Raw genomic sequence first — 16,316 nt, forward strand, 5'->3', positions numbered from 1 at the left:
GGCTCCCCACCGGATTAGCCGCCCGAGCCTGCGATGGCGAGCTGTTATCTTTGCAAAGTCGGCTCCAGCCAGACTCCCCAGTCGGCCCGGGGGCCATCCCCGCCATCGGTGACAATCAGCTCCAGTTCCTTTCCTCCAGTGAGATCGATTTGGTAGTTCGCTTGCTTTCCTGCCTTGAGGACAGCGGATTGAAAGACCTCTTTGCCATCGAGCTTGATGATGAATTGGCAACTGCCATCCATCCCGTCGGCCAGACCGCAGCTGCCTTGCAGCGAGCTCCATTGGCTATCGAGCGGATAGCGATGTCGGGCGGGCGCGTGGGCGTAGAGCCCGTGGCGGAAGAGGCGGCCGGCGGAGGTGAGGAGCAGGCCTTCGGTGGGCAGATAGTCATAGGTGGGGCGATGATAGCCCACCTGGGCTTCCGCGGGGCGCAGGTCGCTTAAAGGCAGCTCGGTCCGGGCGGGTTCGATTTCTTCCGGATTCAGCCTTTTTTCGCCGCCGAGACCCTTAATGAGCCGCTCTGCGATGGCGAGCGCGTGTTCGCGATCGCTCTCGTCTTCAAGTCGGTCCGGCAGACTGGCCAGGGCGGATTCCAGCTTTGCCTGTTCACGGGATTGCAGGGCCGTGATGATCGGGTTGAGAGCGAGAGTGGTGGCCAAGGTGGAGAGGTCGGGGGTTCCGCTTTCATCGACCGAATAGGCGAAGGTCCGCCGGTTGGTGGCGCCATTGACGTGGCAAATTTGAATGCGCAGTTCGGCTTTTTTGCCCGCGACGAGATGTTTGCAATGGAGGCGGAAGCGGCCGTCTTTATCGGGCACGGCAGTCACCGTGTGGGCATCGTAGTCGCTGCCTCCCTCCGGATCGAGATAAGCGACCAGCCCGTAGACGGGGACGTTGCCTGTGACTCGACCGGAGAGAGTGAAGGACTGGGCGTCTTTCTTGATTGTCAAATCCTCCAGCTCAGCACGGGCGTGGAGGCGCAGTCCTTTTGCGGAGCGGGAGAAGAGCGGTTGAGAGGCCAGGCGGAGGGCCCCGGCGAATTGCAGGTGGCTCCCCTTGCCCTCGCCCCGCAGCTCGTCGCCGTAGGTCTGGTTGCCATTGCCCATCAGGGCACGGTAGCCCGCGCGGCGAAGGGCCGGGGCTTCGCGATTGTGGGGGAGAGAGAGGGCGTGACCCAGCTCGTGCGCGATGCCGCCGATGAAGATGGAGTTGTGTTTGCCCAGAGAAATGCGCCCGTATTGTCCGTCCTGGATGATGGGCTCGGTCAGGGCCAGATTGGGGATATCGAGTTCCGGGGAATCCAGTTGCCAGGCGTTGCCGCTGCGGTGATTTCCTCCCGCGTAGTAGGGGGAGTGGTGGGAAAAGGTCTTTTTCTCCTCGTCCCAGTGAGCGAGGTTGCAAAAGATGAGCAGAGTTTCCCGGTCCGGGTTCAGCCCTGCCGCGCGCAGGGTGGGGAGGCATTCTTTCCGGATCTCCCGGCCGGATTCGTTGCGGTAGGCGCTGGTCGGCTTTTGTCCGGCCACGACGTGGATCTTGAGCAGGTCGTCCTCTTCCCACTCCATGGGGAAGGTCAGGGGCCCGAAGCCCAGGCGCGCCATTTCGCTGCGGTAGAATTCTTGGATGTGCAGCATGATGCGGGTCAGCCGCTCGCGGTAGGCGGCGGCAGGCTCACGATCGGAGGGGCTCCAGTAGACGACGCGCAGTTTGCGATTGCTGGGCACGGGATCCTCGGCCTGCCAAGCGGTCAGAGTTTCTCTGATTTGCTTGGCTTGGGTTTGCTGACTGGCAGGGAGTTCGGGTTTTCCAATCGAAGAGGGCGAATCGTCCTTGGCGGCCCAGAGCCACGCGAAGACCGAAAGGAGAATGAGGAGAGAGAGAGATTTTGACATAGGCAGCTGGGGTTGGGTGGCCTTTTTTACTGGTCGGCTTCGGCTTCTTTGTCAAAATGGATAATAATTATCAAGAGCGATTCAGAGTGGGGGCCCAAGGAGTGAACTTTTCGCCTTGGCGCTTGGCAGGGCGGGCTCGTTTGGCTCAAGGTGAGGAGGTGAAATTAGCTCCTTTCTTCTTTACTTTGGCCGCGCTTTTACCTTTTTTATCTCCTCTTCAAGCTGCCGAGTGGATTGACCTTTGGCCCGGTGCGGCCCCCGGTGCTCCCCGTCCTCCGGCTGGTTCCGAGAAAATCAATGATGGTTGGCGTTACACTGACATTGAGGTGCCGCAGTATCAGCTTTTCAAACCTGCCGAGCCCAATGGCCAGGCTCTCGTTATTTTGCCCGGAGGAGGCTACAGCATTCTCGCCATGGCTCACGAGGGCACCGAGATTGGCCAGTGGTGTGCCGAGCGCGGCATCACTGCCATAGTGGTGAAGTATCGGGTTAGCGGGAACGACGAGTTCGGCTATCAATTTCCTGTTCCCCAGCTCGATGCCCGGCGGGCCATTCGCACCCTCCGCGCTCATGCCGCCGAATGGGGAGTCGACGCCGGGCGCATCGGAGTGATGGGGTCTTCGGCGGGAGGGCACCTTGCCTCTACCTGTGCCACCTTGTTTGATCAAAAACTGGAGAAGGGAGAAGGTGACGCCATCGACGCGCTGAGCTGTCGCCCGGATTTCGCGGTTCTTCTTTATCCGGTGATTGGCATGGATCAGGACTGGGGGCATGGGGGGTCCGCGCGCCGCCTCCTGGGAGCCGAGCCCTCCTCGGAGCTGCGCACCCTTTGCGCCACCTATCGTCAGGTCAGTGAGCAGACCCCACCGGTTTTTCTCGTTCATGCCGCCGATGATTCCGGCGTGCCTCTGCGAAATAGTGCGGAATTCATGAGTGCCTGCGCAGAGAAAAAAGTGCCCGTGCGCGCGGCTATCTTTCCCACTGGTGGACACGGCTTTGGCTGGAAGGGTCGCGGGGCCTCGGAGGGCTGGATGACTCACTTGGCGGCTTGGCTAAAAACGCAATAATTGTCTTTGTTGAACGATTGTGATGGAGTATGCCGTAACTGACTTTACGAATCATGAAAAAATGGACCGCTCTCGTATTGATGGGCCTCGCCGGGATGGCGTGGGGTGATTGGGTCAACCTCTCCGACGGGAAGGATTTGACCGGTTGGAAGGATGGCCAAGGTGCGACCGAGGTAGCGGGCTACACTCTGAGCGAGGGAGTCATCACCTCTCGTCCCGGTTGCAGCAACCTGATGACCGCCAAGGAATACTCCGATTACATCTTCGAGTTTGATTTCAAGCTAACCCCCGGGGCCAACAACGGCTTGGGGATTCACTATCCCGGCCAAGGGGATCCTGCCTATGCCGGCATGGAACTGCAAATCCTCGACAACACTGCCGAGAAGTATCAGGGCAAGCTCAAGGACTACCAGTGGCACGGCTCGCTTTACACCCTCTCTCCCGCCCTGCGTGGTCATCTGAAACCCGTGGGCGAGTGGAACTCCCAGCGGGTGACCGTGCGCGGGCCCCACGTCACCGTCGAGCTCAATGGCATCACCATCCTCAAGGCCAATCTCGATGAGTTGAACGAATCCCATCCCAAGCACAAGGGGGCTCAGCGTCGGCAAGGGCGTCTCACCTTTTGTGGGCACGGCGACGTCGTGAGCTGGCGCAACGTGCGCATTTGCGAGATTCCCCATGGGGAGGACCAGGAGTCGGCCCTTTTCCAACCTGCGGGCAAAAAAGACGACACTCCCGGTGGTTTGGGGTTTCAGAATCTTCTTGCGGAGGGCTCTCTTTCGCAATGGAAAATGAGCGAAGGCCAGGAGGGCCATTGGACCCTCGTCGATGGCTGGAAGGTGGCCTATGATGGCCAAAGTGAGGCCAAGGACAAGAATCTCTGGAGCCAGGCCGAGTTCGGTGACTTCGAGCTGATTTGCGACTGGCGGTTTGCCGGGGAAGGCCCTCGCATGGAGCGCCCCATTATTTTGCCCAATGGCCTTGAGATGCGTGGTCCGCAGCAGGAAGTGATCACGGAGGAAGTGGAAGAGCTCGACAGCGGTCTCTATCTCCGGGGCAGCGCAACCACCCAGATCAACATGTGGAACTGGCCCGTAGGTTCGGGCGAAGTCTATGGCGTGCGCACCTCAGCGGTGGGATTGCCCTACAAGGCTGCCGTCACTCCCCGGGTGAAGGCCGACAACCCCTCCGGCGAGTGGAACCGCTTTTTCGTTCGCATGGTGGGTAAGAAGCTCACCGTTTATCTCAACGGCAAGTGCGTGCTTTTCGAAGCCACCCTGCCTCCGGCCAAAGACCAGGGCCCCATCGCTCTGCAGCACCATGGCGCGGCCATGGAGTTCGGTAATCTTTGGGTCAAGGAACTCTAAGCTGGGGACGAGAGCGATAGGGAAGCCTCGCCGAGGCTTCCCCGAGAGGCGAGGGATCGGGCGAGCCAGGCTTCGGTGGGCGAGAGGGGGTCAGCCCCCGTCCAAACGCCCAGCCCGCTCTGTGACCAGAGCGGCTCCGTTGGGGGAGGAGGGGGAGGACGAGACGGAGGGAAGGGCGTGGCGCTGGGACCGGCGGGACGCCGGGTGGCACTTTCTGCAAGCTAGAAGCTCGCAGCCACGAGGGGGACGAGGAGGGGGATACAGTGGCCTACTGGGGGAGGCTGCCCTTCAGAGCAATGGCTTGGAGGAGTTTTTGTATGTGAAAGTCCCCTTTCACAAAGTCTTCATGCAGTTGGTCCATGGTGTCTGGACCGTAGGCGGCGACGGGCTGGTGATGAAGATGGTGAAAGAGGTGTTGGATGAAGGCACGGTGGGCCGTGGGGCTTTCGACGGCCATTTTCGCCAAATCCTGCGGGCCCGTCACCGGAATCACCTTGCCTTCGGGGGTGGGGTAATCGCTCTTGCTGTCAATGGGGCGGCCGTTGTCCAGCTGGCGATAGCGACCCACGGCGTCGAAGTGCTCCAGGCTGAAACCGACGGGATTGATGATTTCGTGGCAGGACATGCAGGAGGCTTCCTTAGTGAGCTCGGTCACTTTCTCCCGCATGGTGAGGGTGGGATCGAAGTCGGCATCCTTGAATTCTATCGCTTCGGGGGGCGGCTTGAGAAAGCGTCCCAAGACATTGCGACTGAGATACACGCCGCGATGGATGGGGGAGGTCTGGTGGCGGTAGGAAAAGGCGGCCAGGAGATAAGGGTGGGTGAAAATTCCCGCGCGTGAGCCGCCTGGGGCTGCCACGCGGGTGAATCCGCTGGCGCTGACCTCGCTGCCATAGTAGCCGGCCAGGCGTTGGTTGAGATAGAGATCGCTGGTGGTGAAGAGCTTGCGGTAGTCGGAGCTTTCGGACCAAATGACCTCATCGAGAAAGAGTTCCAGCGAGACCCGTAGGTCGGCGATGAGGGGTTCGTCGAAGCCCGGGAAGGTGGCTTCATCCTTGCCGAGGTCCTCGCGTTCGGAGAGAGCGAGCCAGTGATGGAAAAAACGGCTCACCTTTTGGCGGGCGCGGGGGTCGCGCAGCATTCGTTCTGCTTCGCGGGCCACTTGCTCAGGGCTGGTGAGGTGACCGGCATCGGCCTTTTTGCGGAGATGGTTGTCGGGCAGGGAGTCCCAGAGGGCGAGGGCGAGGCGGCGGGCCACTTGGTGGGAGTCCTCCTGGGCATTGAGCTCGGGATAAAGAAAGTAGGGCGAGGAAAGGGTGAGGAGCAGGGAACGACGGGCAGCCTCCTTGGGTCCGTGTTTGGCGAAAAACTGGTCCACGTAGCGCTGCTTTTGCTCCTCATCGAGGGGGCGGCAGAAAGCACGCTCCGCGAACTGATGGCAGAAGCCCTGCAGTTTTTCTCCTTCCTTGGGATCATTCTGCTCCACCTTGGCCAGGCGGGGCAGATCGTCTTCCAGCAGCCGGAAGGCCTCCATCGCGGTGCGGGCAGTGGCATTCTGCCAAGTTTGGGAAAGGGAGGAACCCCGCTCGTAGCCCATCGAGGCATCGTCGGCGGGAAAGGGCGTGGTCACGATGAGAACTTCTCCCGTGTGCTCGGGCCAAAGATGCCGCATCGGCAAGGGCTCCCAAGTGCCATGCGGGGGCTTCCACTCCACTGTGAGTGAGGATATTTTCTCTTGAAAGCTTAGAAAGTCGATGCGGAGGGAGACCGGATAGCCGCCGAGGAGGTAGGCCTCGCCGACGTGTTCTTGCATTTCGTTGTTGGAGGAAACCCAGCCATCGAGGAGGGCCGGGTGATCGCCGTGGATGTGATTGAGGAAGAGTCGCGCTCCATTGGGAGTGCGCAGGCGGAAGTGGTAGGTTCCCGTCTCCGGGGGCATGAGGCTGCCGCGCCATTCGATGGAGAACTCCTCTTCATTGAGCCCCTCAATGGGATCGCTGGTAGCCAGGTCGAAGCCGATGTGGGTGTCGATCCGCTCCAGGATTTTCTCTTTCTTGCGCACATCGGTGCCTTCGGAAAAGGAGAAGTAATCGGCTGCAAGCCCTCGCTTGCCCTCGTCATTGCGACGCCAGGTGAAGGAAGCGGCGAGGTCGGCGATGGCGTTGCGATGCTGGTGTTGGGTGAGGCGCAGCAGGGACTTACGCACGGGTTGGAGGCGCGCTTGGGCCTCGGGTGAGTAAAAGGCCCCATGGATGTAGGCAGCCACGGCCTCGGCATCTTCGTCCTCGACGAGGTCTTCCTCGAATTCCGGCATCCAGCGATGGATGTATTTCGCCAGCGAAGCCACCGACTTGGTGCCGATGAGAGCCTCGTCGTATTCATCGTCCACGCCCTCGCCCTGATCGCCATGGCACGAGGCGCAATGCTGCTGATAGATGGCCTTTCCGTCCGGTTGCGCTAGCAGAAGGCCCGGGCCGAGCAAGAGGAAGAAAAGGGCGGAAAAGGAGTTTGGGAGCACGGTCCTCTCATACGGACGGCGCTCTCGGACGCTTTCAAGAGGGGGACGGCGAGAACCCCGCACCTTTTTCACTCAAGAAGAGGGCGGACTGGGGGCAGCAATGGGGAGAGAGTTGATCCGACTGGAGATAGGGTTTCTTGATTTCGCCTTATCGTCGGAGGGCTCCGTAATCGGGATTGCGGGAGTTATGGCGGACGACGGTGACCTTGATTTCCAGGTCGGTTACCAAAAACAAAAAATGGTAGGGAAACCTTTTGAGATTACACCGCCGTCGACCACTGGGATCAAAATGGTGGAGGAAAGGAAATCTCCGGGCATAATCGAAGGCACTGGTCAGTTCATCCCAAAAGTCGTCGGCCAACTGCTCTGAAATATCTTCGTAATAATTCAGGATGCCTCGGATTTCTCGCTGTATTGCGGAATGATAGAGGAGCGTGCGGCTCATCTGCCAAGCTCTTTGCAGAGTTCTTGATGGGTCAGAAGTTCTGCTGTGCCGGTCTCGATTTCGGCCTCTCGGCGGAGGAGTTCGGCCTCGTTGGGACCGAGGGGAGCGCCTCTGAGCATTTTTAGCAAATGGGTTGCCAAATTGGCCTGCTCCTGAGTGGAAAGTTGATCCGCATCATGAATGACTTCTTTGAGTGTCTTCATGATAGGAGAATCCCTGCCGAAGGACTTGTTGTCAATTCTCCGGAGAAGCCAAGTGGAAATGGCCGGGAAAAGTCTCAATAAGTGACCTCGAGCAGCGTCAAGCCATCGGGAGGGGCACAGAGGGGAGGTCTGCCGGGGGGAGTGGCGGTGAGGAGTTCGTCGATTTCGTCCAGACGGAGGCGACCTTGGGCGGCTTGCACGGCCGCGCCGGTGAGGAGGCGGACCATTTTGTAGAGAAAGCCGTTGCCGGTGAAGGTGAGGAGATAGCCTTCGGGGGTGGTCTGCATCCCGCTGTGGGTCAGGGTGCGGTGGTAGTTGGTGTCCGCAGTTTCATTGCCGCGCTTGGCGGCGAAGTTGCGGAAATCATGCTCGCCGAGGTAGCGGGCGAGGGCGTCCTCCAGGGTGAGGGGATCGAGTTGGCGGGGCAGATGCCAGGCCAGGCCGGCATCGAGCGGAGGAAGAACGGGAGCCAGGGAGAGGCGGTATTGGTAGGTCTTCTCCTTGGCGGAAAAGCGGGCGTGAAAGTCGGCGGCGACCTCTTCGCAAGCCATCACCCGAATGGTGGGCGGGAGCTTGCTATTGAGGGCGGGCAGGTAGTTGAAGGGATTCATCGACGAGCCCTCGGGGGCGTCGAAGTGAACGATTTGCCCCACCGCATGCACGCCGGCATCCGTGCGGCCGGCATGGTGAACGCGCAGGGGTTGCTTGACTACTTCCGCCAAGGCCGCCTCCAGCCGGTCTTGCACGGTGTCGCCATTGGGTTGGGTGGCGTAGCCCGCGTAGGGGCGGCCATCGTAGGCGAGGGTCAGCTTGAGGCGCATGGGTGGAAGAAAAACCGAAAGTTCAAAAATTCAAAAACCAAAGAATAGGGAATGAAAAACCAAAAATGATATACCTAAAAACGAAAGGCTTTGGTCGTTGGTCTTCCGGGTTTGGTGTCGCTTCAAAGAAGCTCCAGAGCATTCGTCAGAAAGAATTCCGTTCATTCTGTCCAAATACTCCAGAGTATTCAGAGCGCCCTATTTGATGGCGAGGAGTTCGACCTCAAAGACCAGCATGCCGCCGGGGGCTCCATTGCCGGGGTTTTCGCCGTAGGCGAGATTGGCCGGGATCCAGAAGCGGCGTTTTTCGCCTTCGACCATCAGTTGCACCCCTTCGGTCCAGCCCTTGATCACGCGATCGAGGGGGAAGGCGATGGATTCGCCGCGCATCACGGAGCTGTCGAAGAGCTCGCCCTGGGTGGTCCAGCCGCTGTAGTGGACTTCCACCGTGGAGCTGGCTTTGGGATGCTCGCTGCCGGTGCCCTCTTGCAGCACTTTGGACTTGAGTCCGGAAGGGGTGGCTTCGGCGTCGGCTGGGGGGGCGGCCACATCTTCGGGGGTTTTGGGAGGCTCGGGGGCTTTTTGGAAGTCGAAGAGCTCGACGTCGAAGACGAGCATGCCGCCGGGGCGTCCGCCTCCGGGGTTTTCGCCGTAGGCCAGTTCGGCCGGGATCCAGAAGCGGCGCTTTTCGCCCGCGACCATGAGCTGTAGACCTTCGGTCCAGCCCTTGATGACGCCATTGAGGGGGAAGCTGATGGTCTGGCCGCGCATCACGGAGCTATCGAAGAGCTGACCGTCGGTGGTCCAGCCGGAGTAGTGGACGGTGACCTTGTCGGCGGGGCCGGGCTTTTCGCTGCCGGTGCCGGGAGTGAGGACTTTGGAGGCGAGGCCGGAGGCGGTTTTTTCGGCTTCGGCGGGCGGGGCCGCGACGTCGGAGGGTGTATCAATCTTGCTCATGGCGAGCGGCCACGCTTGGGCAAGGGGCCGCTTTGTGCAACAGGAAATCGCTGGCGTTTCTTCCAGGCGGCACCTTATCCCCTAATAATTCTGGAGATGGTATTCTTCCGACTCGTCCTTCATCTGATGGAGAAAAACGAATTTTCCTGCCCCGGAGAGCAAGATGATGAGGCCGATGCCGATGGGAAAGAGGATGAGCTGCTGGGTGCCGATGAGGCCGAGGGCGACGATGGTGAGGAGGATGGGGAAAATGAGGATGTCGCGCAGCTGAAAGGTTTTTTCCATCATCTTCTGGAGGGGACTGGCCGGGGGCAACTCCTCGTTCAGGGGCCATTGATAGAGGTGGAAGGACTGGCCGGAGAGGCGCATCGGGCGGGTCATGTCCACCGTTTGGCCGCATTTTTCCAGAAAGCGTTGCAGGGATTCGGTGGGGGTGATGTCGCTGGTGCGGGCACTTCCGGAGGCCCGCAGCACGGAGGAGGAGGGGAGTGCGCGCACTTCATAGCCCTCGTGCTCGCCGAGATCGGTGACTTTTTGTAGCACGAGGCCGACAAAGATGGTCTTGGCTGCATGATCCCACTCGCGCAGGACGACGGTGGAGCGCTGCTCCTTGGAGCGCACGAAGGCGTTGGCGTCCACCAGGAAAGAGCTCATTTCTTCGTCGGGAGTCCCTGCCGGAAAGGTGCGTCCTACGACTTGGCAGGGCTCGGTGCGGAAGGGGCGCACCCAATGATAGAATGAACCGCGGGCTTTGATGCCGAGGACCCAGGCTACCGAGGCGATCCCAACCAAGAGCACGAGCCAAAAGAAAACGATCATGTGCCCGCCTCATAGGACGGGGCCCCGAGAATGAAAAGAACTTTTGGCATTTACCGGGGTTTCTTTTCCTGCGAGGTCATGAGCAAGGGGAAGAAAGGGACGTGCGAATTCGAATCTGACGAATTTGGCACAGAAATTGTATTATCAGGAGCGAGGGAGTTCACTACGAGCAAAGCCCCCCCCTGAAACCAACTTTTCGTGTGGACAATGTGTTGTCAGTAGGTCAGGGAAGTCCCCAACTAAGCCCGTGAAAAAAAGTCGCTACCAAGGATTCAGCCTGATCGAGATCATAGTTGTGATGGGAATCATGGCGTTGCTCTTGGTGTTGGGGACGGCGCTATTTCGTGGAGTGGGACGCGGAGAGGGACGGGAAGCGGTGCGTTCTCTGGTCTTGGGGGGGCTGAATAATGCCCAGTCGCGGGCTCTTTCCACGGGTGAACCGGTGGCTTTGGTGATGACGCCCTACGACCAGGGCCGGGAAGATCAGCTGGGGCGCTCTTTCACTCTTTTTGAAGTGCGGCAGGATGAGGTGACCGGTCAGTTCGAGGCGGGTCAGCAATTGCGGCGTTGGGCCATGCTGCCGGAGCGTTTCATTTTTTCCAAAGGCAGCACCGCGACGGCGGGGGGGCAGAATGCTTACGATCAGAGCAACGTCGTTCGCATTGTGGTGCAGGATAGCAAAGAGGGTGGTCGTCGCACGGTAGAGATGCCCGCCATTATTTTCGGGTCTTCGGGCCGGGTGATCTGGCCGACGGGGGAGGGCGAGCTGGAGTTGCACATTGGCGAAGGAAAAGTGCAGAACGGGATCGCTCTGGCTACCGGAGCGGACAACAACGATTGGCGCAAGCGCGAGGTTTTTTTGATTGGTCGGCAGACGGGACGGGCCCGTTACTTGGAGACGAGATGAGGACGAGAGCAAACAGTGCCGCTGCGGCGGGTTACACCCTCACCGAGGTCATGCTGGCCCTGGCGGTGGTGGCGATTGCCGTGCCCTTGGCTCTCGGGCTGGTGGTCGCGGGGGGGGAAAGCAGTCGGCGCGCGGAGGTGGAGACGCGGGCGGTGATGACTGCTCGCTCGGTGTTTGAGGAGATTCGCCGGGGCTTGGAGGGCAATAGTGAGCATTTCGGTCCCGATGATTTGCCTTGGGGCACGGGAGCAGCCAATTCTTCCGCCGGCGGGAGTATCGGCTCGGGGGGAGACGATGATGAGGAGGAGGAAGATTGGCTTCTCCTGGAGCTGAACCGAGACGGTGAAATCGTCGGCTTGGCAGAAGGGATGACTTACGAAGAAGGCTGGGAAGGGCAGGACCCGGCGGTGGTCTCTTTGGCCGCGGTGCGGGGCTATTCCCAACAGGTTCCCGATGTGGAAATTGTCGACGGCCAGTCCCTTTACGTTTTCCGGATTGAAATTCGGATTGAAACCCCGGCCCGGGCGACGGTGGAGAACCGTGAGCGCGAGGTCTTTATCAAAAGCGATTCCCTGCGATGACTCTTTCTTCCAGCCCCCCTCATTCCTCCCCGCAGCGGGCAGGTTTTTCCCTGATCGAAGTCATTGTGGCGGCTGGCTTAGGCACGGCGGTCATCCTGATGATGGTGATGGCGATGTCGGCTGGTTCGAGCGGCTACAATCAATCGACCCGGCGCATTGACGCCCTCGTCGAAGCCCGGGCTGCTCTGGGCATTCTCTCCGACGATGTCGCGACCATGGTGGGCAATGGTGAGGAGGAATTCGGCTGGCGCAGTGCGGACGAGCGCTTTCACGAAATCTGGTTCCTCACTCTCAAGCCTGCTTCCGCCCAGCAGGAGGACAAGGCGGTGGGGGATGTGTGCTTTGTGCATTACTTCACTGCGGTGACCCCGGACGCACCTCTGGAGGGGGCGGCCTACTCGCGCAAGCTCTACCGTCGTTTTCTGAGTAGCGGCGATCTGTTGCAATGGCTCAGCAGCGGGGACTTGCCCACTCCGCAAGCTGACCCCGAGCGGGCGGAAGCCGTGGCCTTCAATGTCACCCGCTTTGTGGCTCAGCCGCTGGCCCGGGTGGGGGAAACGCCGCTCATCAACTGGACCGAGGGCAATGGCCTGCCCGAGGCTCTCAATATCGCCTTCCAGGTGGTGGACAACGACACCGCCGCTCTCCTGCGTGAAGAAGAGGACTGGAACCTGACGAGCGACAAGGCCAAAGCTCTTGTGCTGGACCGGGGGGAGGAATACCAATCCCGCACCGGTCGTGATTTTCATCTCAACTTAGAAATTGGACATGCGAACTAGAATTCTCCCCCAGCCGCAGGCTAACGGATTCGCCCTCCCCGCCGTCATCCTGCTCTCCGCCGCCCTCCTTTTGCTCCTGGTCACTCTCATGACCATCGTGGACTTGGAGCGCAATAGCTCGCGGGCCCGGGTGGGGGCCTACCGGGCCGAACTGGCCGCCGATTCTGCCTTTGAGGAGGCCAAATCCCTGCTGGCGGCGGCTGCTTCCAACGACAGCTTTGCGGTCGGGGTGGTGCCCTTTGCCGCCGAGTTTGATGACAATGGAGATGGCGTCATTTCGAGCGTGGAAGATGGCGATCTCTCCGCCGAGGATGGCGAGCGGGGCCGACCCTATCTCTATGCCATCCAGGGCGACATCAATGGGGGCGCTCTCGACTATCGGTTTCTGCCCTTGTTTGCCACTACTCACGGGCCCGGGCGCCAGCGGGTGCAGGCCGATGGCACCTTGGAAGTGCCCGATGATCCCGGTCTGCCGCAGGGGGGAGAGACGATGGGCAATCTGGATAGCCGGGTCGCGGTGACGGGGCCTCCCCACCTGCAACCCCCGGTGACCGCCTGGCGCATGATGTATGATCAGGAGGGCGAGCCAATGGCGCGTTATTCCTATTGGGTGGAAGATACCCAGGGCTATCTCGACGCTGATTACGCGCCGGGGAATAGCCTCAGTGGCGGGCATGTGCGCGCCAATGAGATCGCCTCCAACACGAGCTACTGGCAGGCCTCCCTTCGCAATGAGGCGGCGCAATACTACTCCGATGGAGGGCAGGTCCCGCTCTGGCCCGCTCCAGGGCTCAATCCCGGTTATCGGGAGGAAGCTCCCGGGTTCTTCACTCCCAGTCACCGCTTGCTCAACCAGATTGCGATTCACACCCTTGACCAGAATGGCGATGGTCTCAAGGACGTCACCCAGTTCGACGACCTTGTGCGCAGCCAAGCTTCCAAAGCTCCGACTCCGGGCAGTTTGCTGGCCCTCCTCGGAGCCCAGGCCCCCTTGCAGCGGGTGGCCAGTGGAGTGGATCGAGGACGCTTGGAGCTGACGGGGGCTGCCAATGGCGTCGAGAATCGGTGGGTGGAGGAAAACATCATCACCGGCAATCGGGGATGGGAGGAACAGGCCCTCATCCCCCATGTGCCCGGGCTGGATGCGGCGGTGATGGGCACCCCGCGCAAGAATCTCAATCTCCTCCTCCGCTCGGCGGCGACGGGAGCGGTCGGTGGCGTGCTGGCCCAAGGAGAAATGGCGGTGGGTGAAATGGCTGACTTCATCGAGCGGGCTCTGCCGGATTTCGCGGAAGAGCGCCAGGGCGGCTTCCCGGAGGACTATCTGCGCACGCTCGCCGCCAGTGCCTTTGATTACGCCGATAACGACGACATTCCCCATGTCAAGGAAGGGGTCTACCGTGGCGTGGACTCCCATCCCCTGATCTCGGAGTTTGTCACCACCACCACTTGGCAGTGGACCGACCACCCGGACGATGAGCCTGGCTCCGGACAGGAATTTTTGGGGAAAAGTTTCCTTCGCGTGAATGGGGACCTCTACATTCTGATGACGGTGGAGATTTTTGCCGAGCTCTGGAACATGAGCAATCACCGCATCGAGGGCACGGCCGAGTTCGCCTACGAGAACAACTACTCCTTTCCCGTCTTGGGCAACCCCGGGGTGACCTTCATGGGCAACGTCCTAGCCAATACCGGGGGCCCCAATGGCGACAGCTTCTCCTCCCATGAGCTCGTCGAGCATGCCGACGGCTATTTCTATTCCCCGCCCCGCAACATCATCCTGGAGCCCAACGAACATCGGTTGGTGCGGGCCGCCGTGGTGCGCTATGGCTTCTATGTGGGTGATGAGGATCAGTTCGTTCCCGAGCCCATCCCCACCATCGATGGCGATGAAGGAAATTCCCAATACCGCCTGCGTTGGAATGGGGTCCTCTGCGACCGGGCGGCCGGTGGACTCGAGCGGGTCGCAATGACCAAGCTCGATACCAAGGCACCTCAGAGCAAAGCTGTCATATGCGGCACCTGGGGGCCTTACGGTGCCTTTTACACCGGCATGCAGGATGTCCGGCAGTCTTGGTGGGCCGGGGTCAATGATTCCTTTCCTGAAGGAATTGTGTCGGAAAACAGTTACCCCCAGAACTACACCCCCGGGCGCCGGAATGTGCGCTACGGATCGATTGGAAATAGTCCCGACGCCCCTTATGGCCGGGTCTTGCCCTCGGAGTGGCCTGACGGCGGGCATGACGCTTCTTTCGATCTGGATTCCTTCAAGGCAAATGACTCGCAGGACCGATCCATTCGCCCCGATGCACCTAATTTCGTGCAAATGAAATTGCCCGCCGACCCGGACACCGCCCCCATGTTTGTTTCCAATCTGGGTCGCTTCATCAGTGAGACGGAGTTGGGCAACGTTTTTGATCCCATCATGTGGAAAGGCCGCGATAATCCCGGCCAAAGTATCGAGACCTGGTACTATCGCGAGAACAACGACGGGGGTGAGCCCGAGGTCTCCAACCGTGCGAGCGAAGCGAATCACGTGGGCGGGGGCAATACCCTTCGCATCGGTCGGCCCGAGCATGAAAAATTCGCTCGCGAGCCCGGCACCCGGGCTTCCCGCCTCCTCGATCTCTTTCACTGTGGTGTCCCGCTCTCCGATGACGAGAACAAACGCGTGGGCAACAAGCGGCAGATCGAAGGCCACATCAATATCAACACCGCTCCCCGCGATGTCCTGCGAGCTCTCGCTGCGGGAGTTCTCGCCGCCGATCCCCTGATCGGCCTGGAGGCTTCCTTTGATACTCGCAATTCCTTTGCCCCTCGGCTGGTGCGCATGGCGGGAGAAGTCTCGGCGGCGGAGGTTGGCAATCGCAGCGAGGGCTTCAGCGACGAAGCGGGCTACCTCGCCGATGCCATCATTGCCGGTCGTCCCTACGTGTCGCTTTCCCAGTTGGCGGACCTGGCTTACCCGCTCGATCACCCCAATACCACTCTGCGCGGGCAGCCGGTCTTTGGCAATAAGCTCAACCATCGCATCGGAGAACGGCTGCAGCGCACCGACCGGGCCGCCGAAGAAGTCTTTGCCCGCGTCTATAATTCCAGCACGGTGCGTAGTCGCAACTTTCGCATCCACGTCATTGGACAGGCCTTGCAAAAAACGCCTTCCGGCAACCTCCGGGTGCGGGGGACGCGCAAAAAAAGCTTCCGCGTCTTTGTCGATGCCGGTGCCCGCACCGCCTCCGGCTCGATCAATCCCTCCAACCTTAAGATCGAAACTCTTTATGAAACGAATTTGTAGTCTCCTCTTTCTCCTTTCCCTCCAGCTGTGTCTCGCTCAGGGAGAGGTGCCCGATGATGTCGGGTTTGTCCGTTTCATGAACCTGATCGATGCCGGTCAGGGTAAGGTGGATTTGAAAATTGACGGCAGCACCATTTGGAAACCGGGCTACACCTTGGGCCAGCGGACCGGGGCCCTTCCCTACCGGGGTGGCAAGCGGTCTTTCCTGGTTAGCCGGGAAGGCTGCCTGCCTGCCGAGCGCGAAATCACGGTGGAGGCCGGCAAAGCCCAGACCGTGGTCGCCTTCGCGGAAGAGGAATTCGATGAAAACGGCGAATCCCTCGGCTGGCAAATCAAGCTCGCCCGCCTCGCCCAGCACACCCCGGAATCCGGCCTGGTGGTGACCTTTATTTCTTTCTGCAAGGAAGACGTCATCGACCTCGAAATCACCGAGGCCATGTCGCAAAAGACCTTCAAGCAAGCGGTCAACAAGCGCCGCACCACCCGGCTGAAACTGGTGGAAAACGGCCGGGTGCGGGCCTCGGTGAAGTGCGGGGGCGATTACATCGGCACCATCAAGGTCGACGACGAGGGCAACTACGTGGCCTTCATCTTCGAAGGAGATGAGGGGCGCAAGAAGCTCATCACCTTCTACGATCCCGAGTTCATGATCTCAGGCAGTTGATACG

Annotated in this window: 14 protein-coding genes; 7 read left to right on the forward strand and 7 right to left on the reverse strand. The window is 60.3% G+C overall.

From position 1 onward, the window contains the following. Positions 1–44: 44 nt before the first annotated feature. On the reverse strand, positions 45–1,889 hold the full coding sequence (locus JIN78_RS04485) for an NPCBM/NEW2 domain-containing protein (protein ID WP_200390742.1): 1,845 nt from the start codon (positions 1,887–1,889) through the stop codon (positions 45–47). Between the two features lie 158 nt (positions 1,890–2,047). Between JIN78_RS04485 and JIN78_RS17500 the strand changes: the two genes are divergently transcribed. Continuing rightward, the gene (locus tag JIN78_RS17500; protein ID WP_200390743.1) at positions 2,048–2,956 is read left to right on the forward strand and encodes an alpha/beta hydrolase; all 909 of its coding nucleotides are present in this window, start codon (positions 2,048–2,050) and stop codon (positions 2,954–2,956) included. 53 nt (positions 2,957–3,009) lie between these two features. After that, the gene (locus tag JIN78_RS04495) at positions 3,010–4,323 is read left to right on the forward strand and encodes a 3-keto-disaccharide hydrolase (protein WP_200390744.1); all 1,314 of its coding nucleotides are present in this window, start codon (positions 3,010–3,012) and stop codon (positions 4,321–4,323) included. Between the two features lie 268 nt (positions 4,324–4,591). Here JIN78_RS04495 and JIN78_RS04500 read toward each other — a convergent pair whose 3' ends face one another. The 6 genes from JIN78_RS04500 to JIN78_RS04525 form a co-directional block, all read right to left on the reverse strand. Then, positions 4,592–6,841, reverse strand: a complete 2,250-nt coding sequence (locus JIN78_RS04500; protein ID WP_200390745.1) for a DUF1592 domain-containing protein — start codon at positions 6,839–6,841, stop codon at positions 4,592–4,594. Positions 6,842–6,989: 148 nt separating this feature from the next. After that, positions 6,990–7,286, reverse strand: a complete 297-nt coding sequence (locus tag JIN78_RS04505; protein WP_200390746.1) for a hypothetical protein — start codon at positions 7,284–7,286, stop codon at positions 6,990–6,992. Next, a complete protein-coding gene (locus tag JIN78_RS04510; protein WP_200390747.1) occupies positions 7,283–7,489 on the reverse strand; it encodes a hypothetical protein in 207 nt (68 codons plus the stop codon). The genes JIN78_RS04505 and JIN78_RS04510 overlap by 4 nt, the downstream gene beginning before the upstream one ends. Before the next feature lie 74 nt (positions 7,490–7,563). Then, on the reverse strand, positions 7,564–8,310 hold the full coding sequence (truA, locus tag JIN78_RS04515) for a tRNA pseudouridine(38-40) synthase TruA (RefSeq protein ID WP_200390748.1): 747 nt from the start codon (positions 8,308–8,310) through the stop codon (positions 7,564–7,566). A 198-nt stretch (positions 8,311–8,508) separates the two neighbouring features. Beyond that, positions 8,509–9,267, reverse strand: a complete 759-nt coding sequence (locus JIN78_RS04520) for an FKBP-type peptidyl-prolyl cis-trans isomerase (protein ID WP_200390749.1) — start codon at positions 9,265–9,267, stop codon at positions 8,509–8,511. Positions 9,268–9,348: 81 nt separating this feature from the next. Continuing rightward, the gene (locus JIN78_RS04525) at positions 9,349–10,086 is read right to left on the reverse strand and encodes a hypothetical protein (RefSeq protein WP_200390750.1); all 738 of its coding nucleotides are present in this window, start codon (positions 10,084–10,086) and stop codon (positions 9,349–9,351) included. 247 nt (positions 10,087–10,333) lie between these two features. Between JIN78_RS04525 and JIN78_RS04530 the strand changes: the two genes are divergently transcribed. Genes JIN78_RS04530 through JIN78_RS04550 form a run of 5 tightly spaced genes read left to right on the forward strand, consistent with a single transcriptional unit; the run spans position 10,334 to position 16,312 of the window. Further along, positions 10,334–10,993 (forward strand): pilus assembly FimT family protein, encoded by a 660-nt coding sequence (locus JIN78_RS04530; RefSeq protein WP_200390751.1) that lies wholly within the window; start codon positions 10,334–10,336, stop codon positions 10,991–10,993. Beyond that, positions 10,990–11,574 carry a type IV pilus modification PilV family protein gene (locus JIN78_RS04535; RefSeq protein WP_200390752.1) on the forward strand — a complete coding sequence of 195 codons (585 nt, stop codon included), beginning with the start codon at positions 10,990–10,992 and terminating at the stop codon, positions 11,572–11,574. Before JIN78_RS04530 ends, JIN78_RS04535 begins: the two co-directional genes overlap by 4 nt. Beyond that, positions 11,571–12,353 (forward strand): PilW family protein, encoded by a 783-nt coding sequence (locus JIN78_RS04540; RefSeq protein WP_200390753.1) that lies wholly within the window; start codon positions 11,571–11,573, stop codon positions 12,351–12,353. The genes JIN78_RS04535 and JIN78_RS04540 overlap by 4 nt, the downstream gene beginning before the upstream one ends. Further along, the gene (locus tag JIN78_RS04545; protein WP_200390754.1) at positions 12,343–15,648 is read left to right on the forward strand and encodes a hypothetical protein; all 3,306 of its coding nucleotides are present in this window, start codon (positions 12,343–12,345) and stop codon (positions 15,646–15,648) included. The genes JIN78_RS04540 and JIN78_RS04545 overlap by 11 nt, the downstream gene beginning before the upstream one ends. Continuing rightward, positions 15,632–16,312, forward strand: coding sequence for a hypothetical protein (locus JIN78_RS04550; RefSeq protein WP_200390755.1), 681 nt, complete (start codon positions 15,632–15,634; stop codon positions 16,310–16,312). The genes JIN78_RS04545 and JIN78_RS04550 overlap by 17 nt, the downstream gene beginning before the upstream one ends. Positions 16,313–16,316: the final 4 nt, after the last annotated feature.

This window comes from Roseibacillus ishigakijimensis (assembly GCF_016595415.1).
Lineage (GTDB): Bacteria > Verrucomicrobiota > Verrucomicrobiia > Verrucomicrobiales > Akkermansiaceae > Roseibacillus > Roseibacillus ishigakijimensis.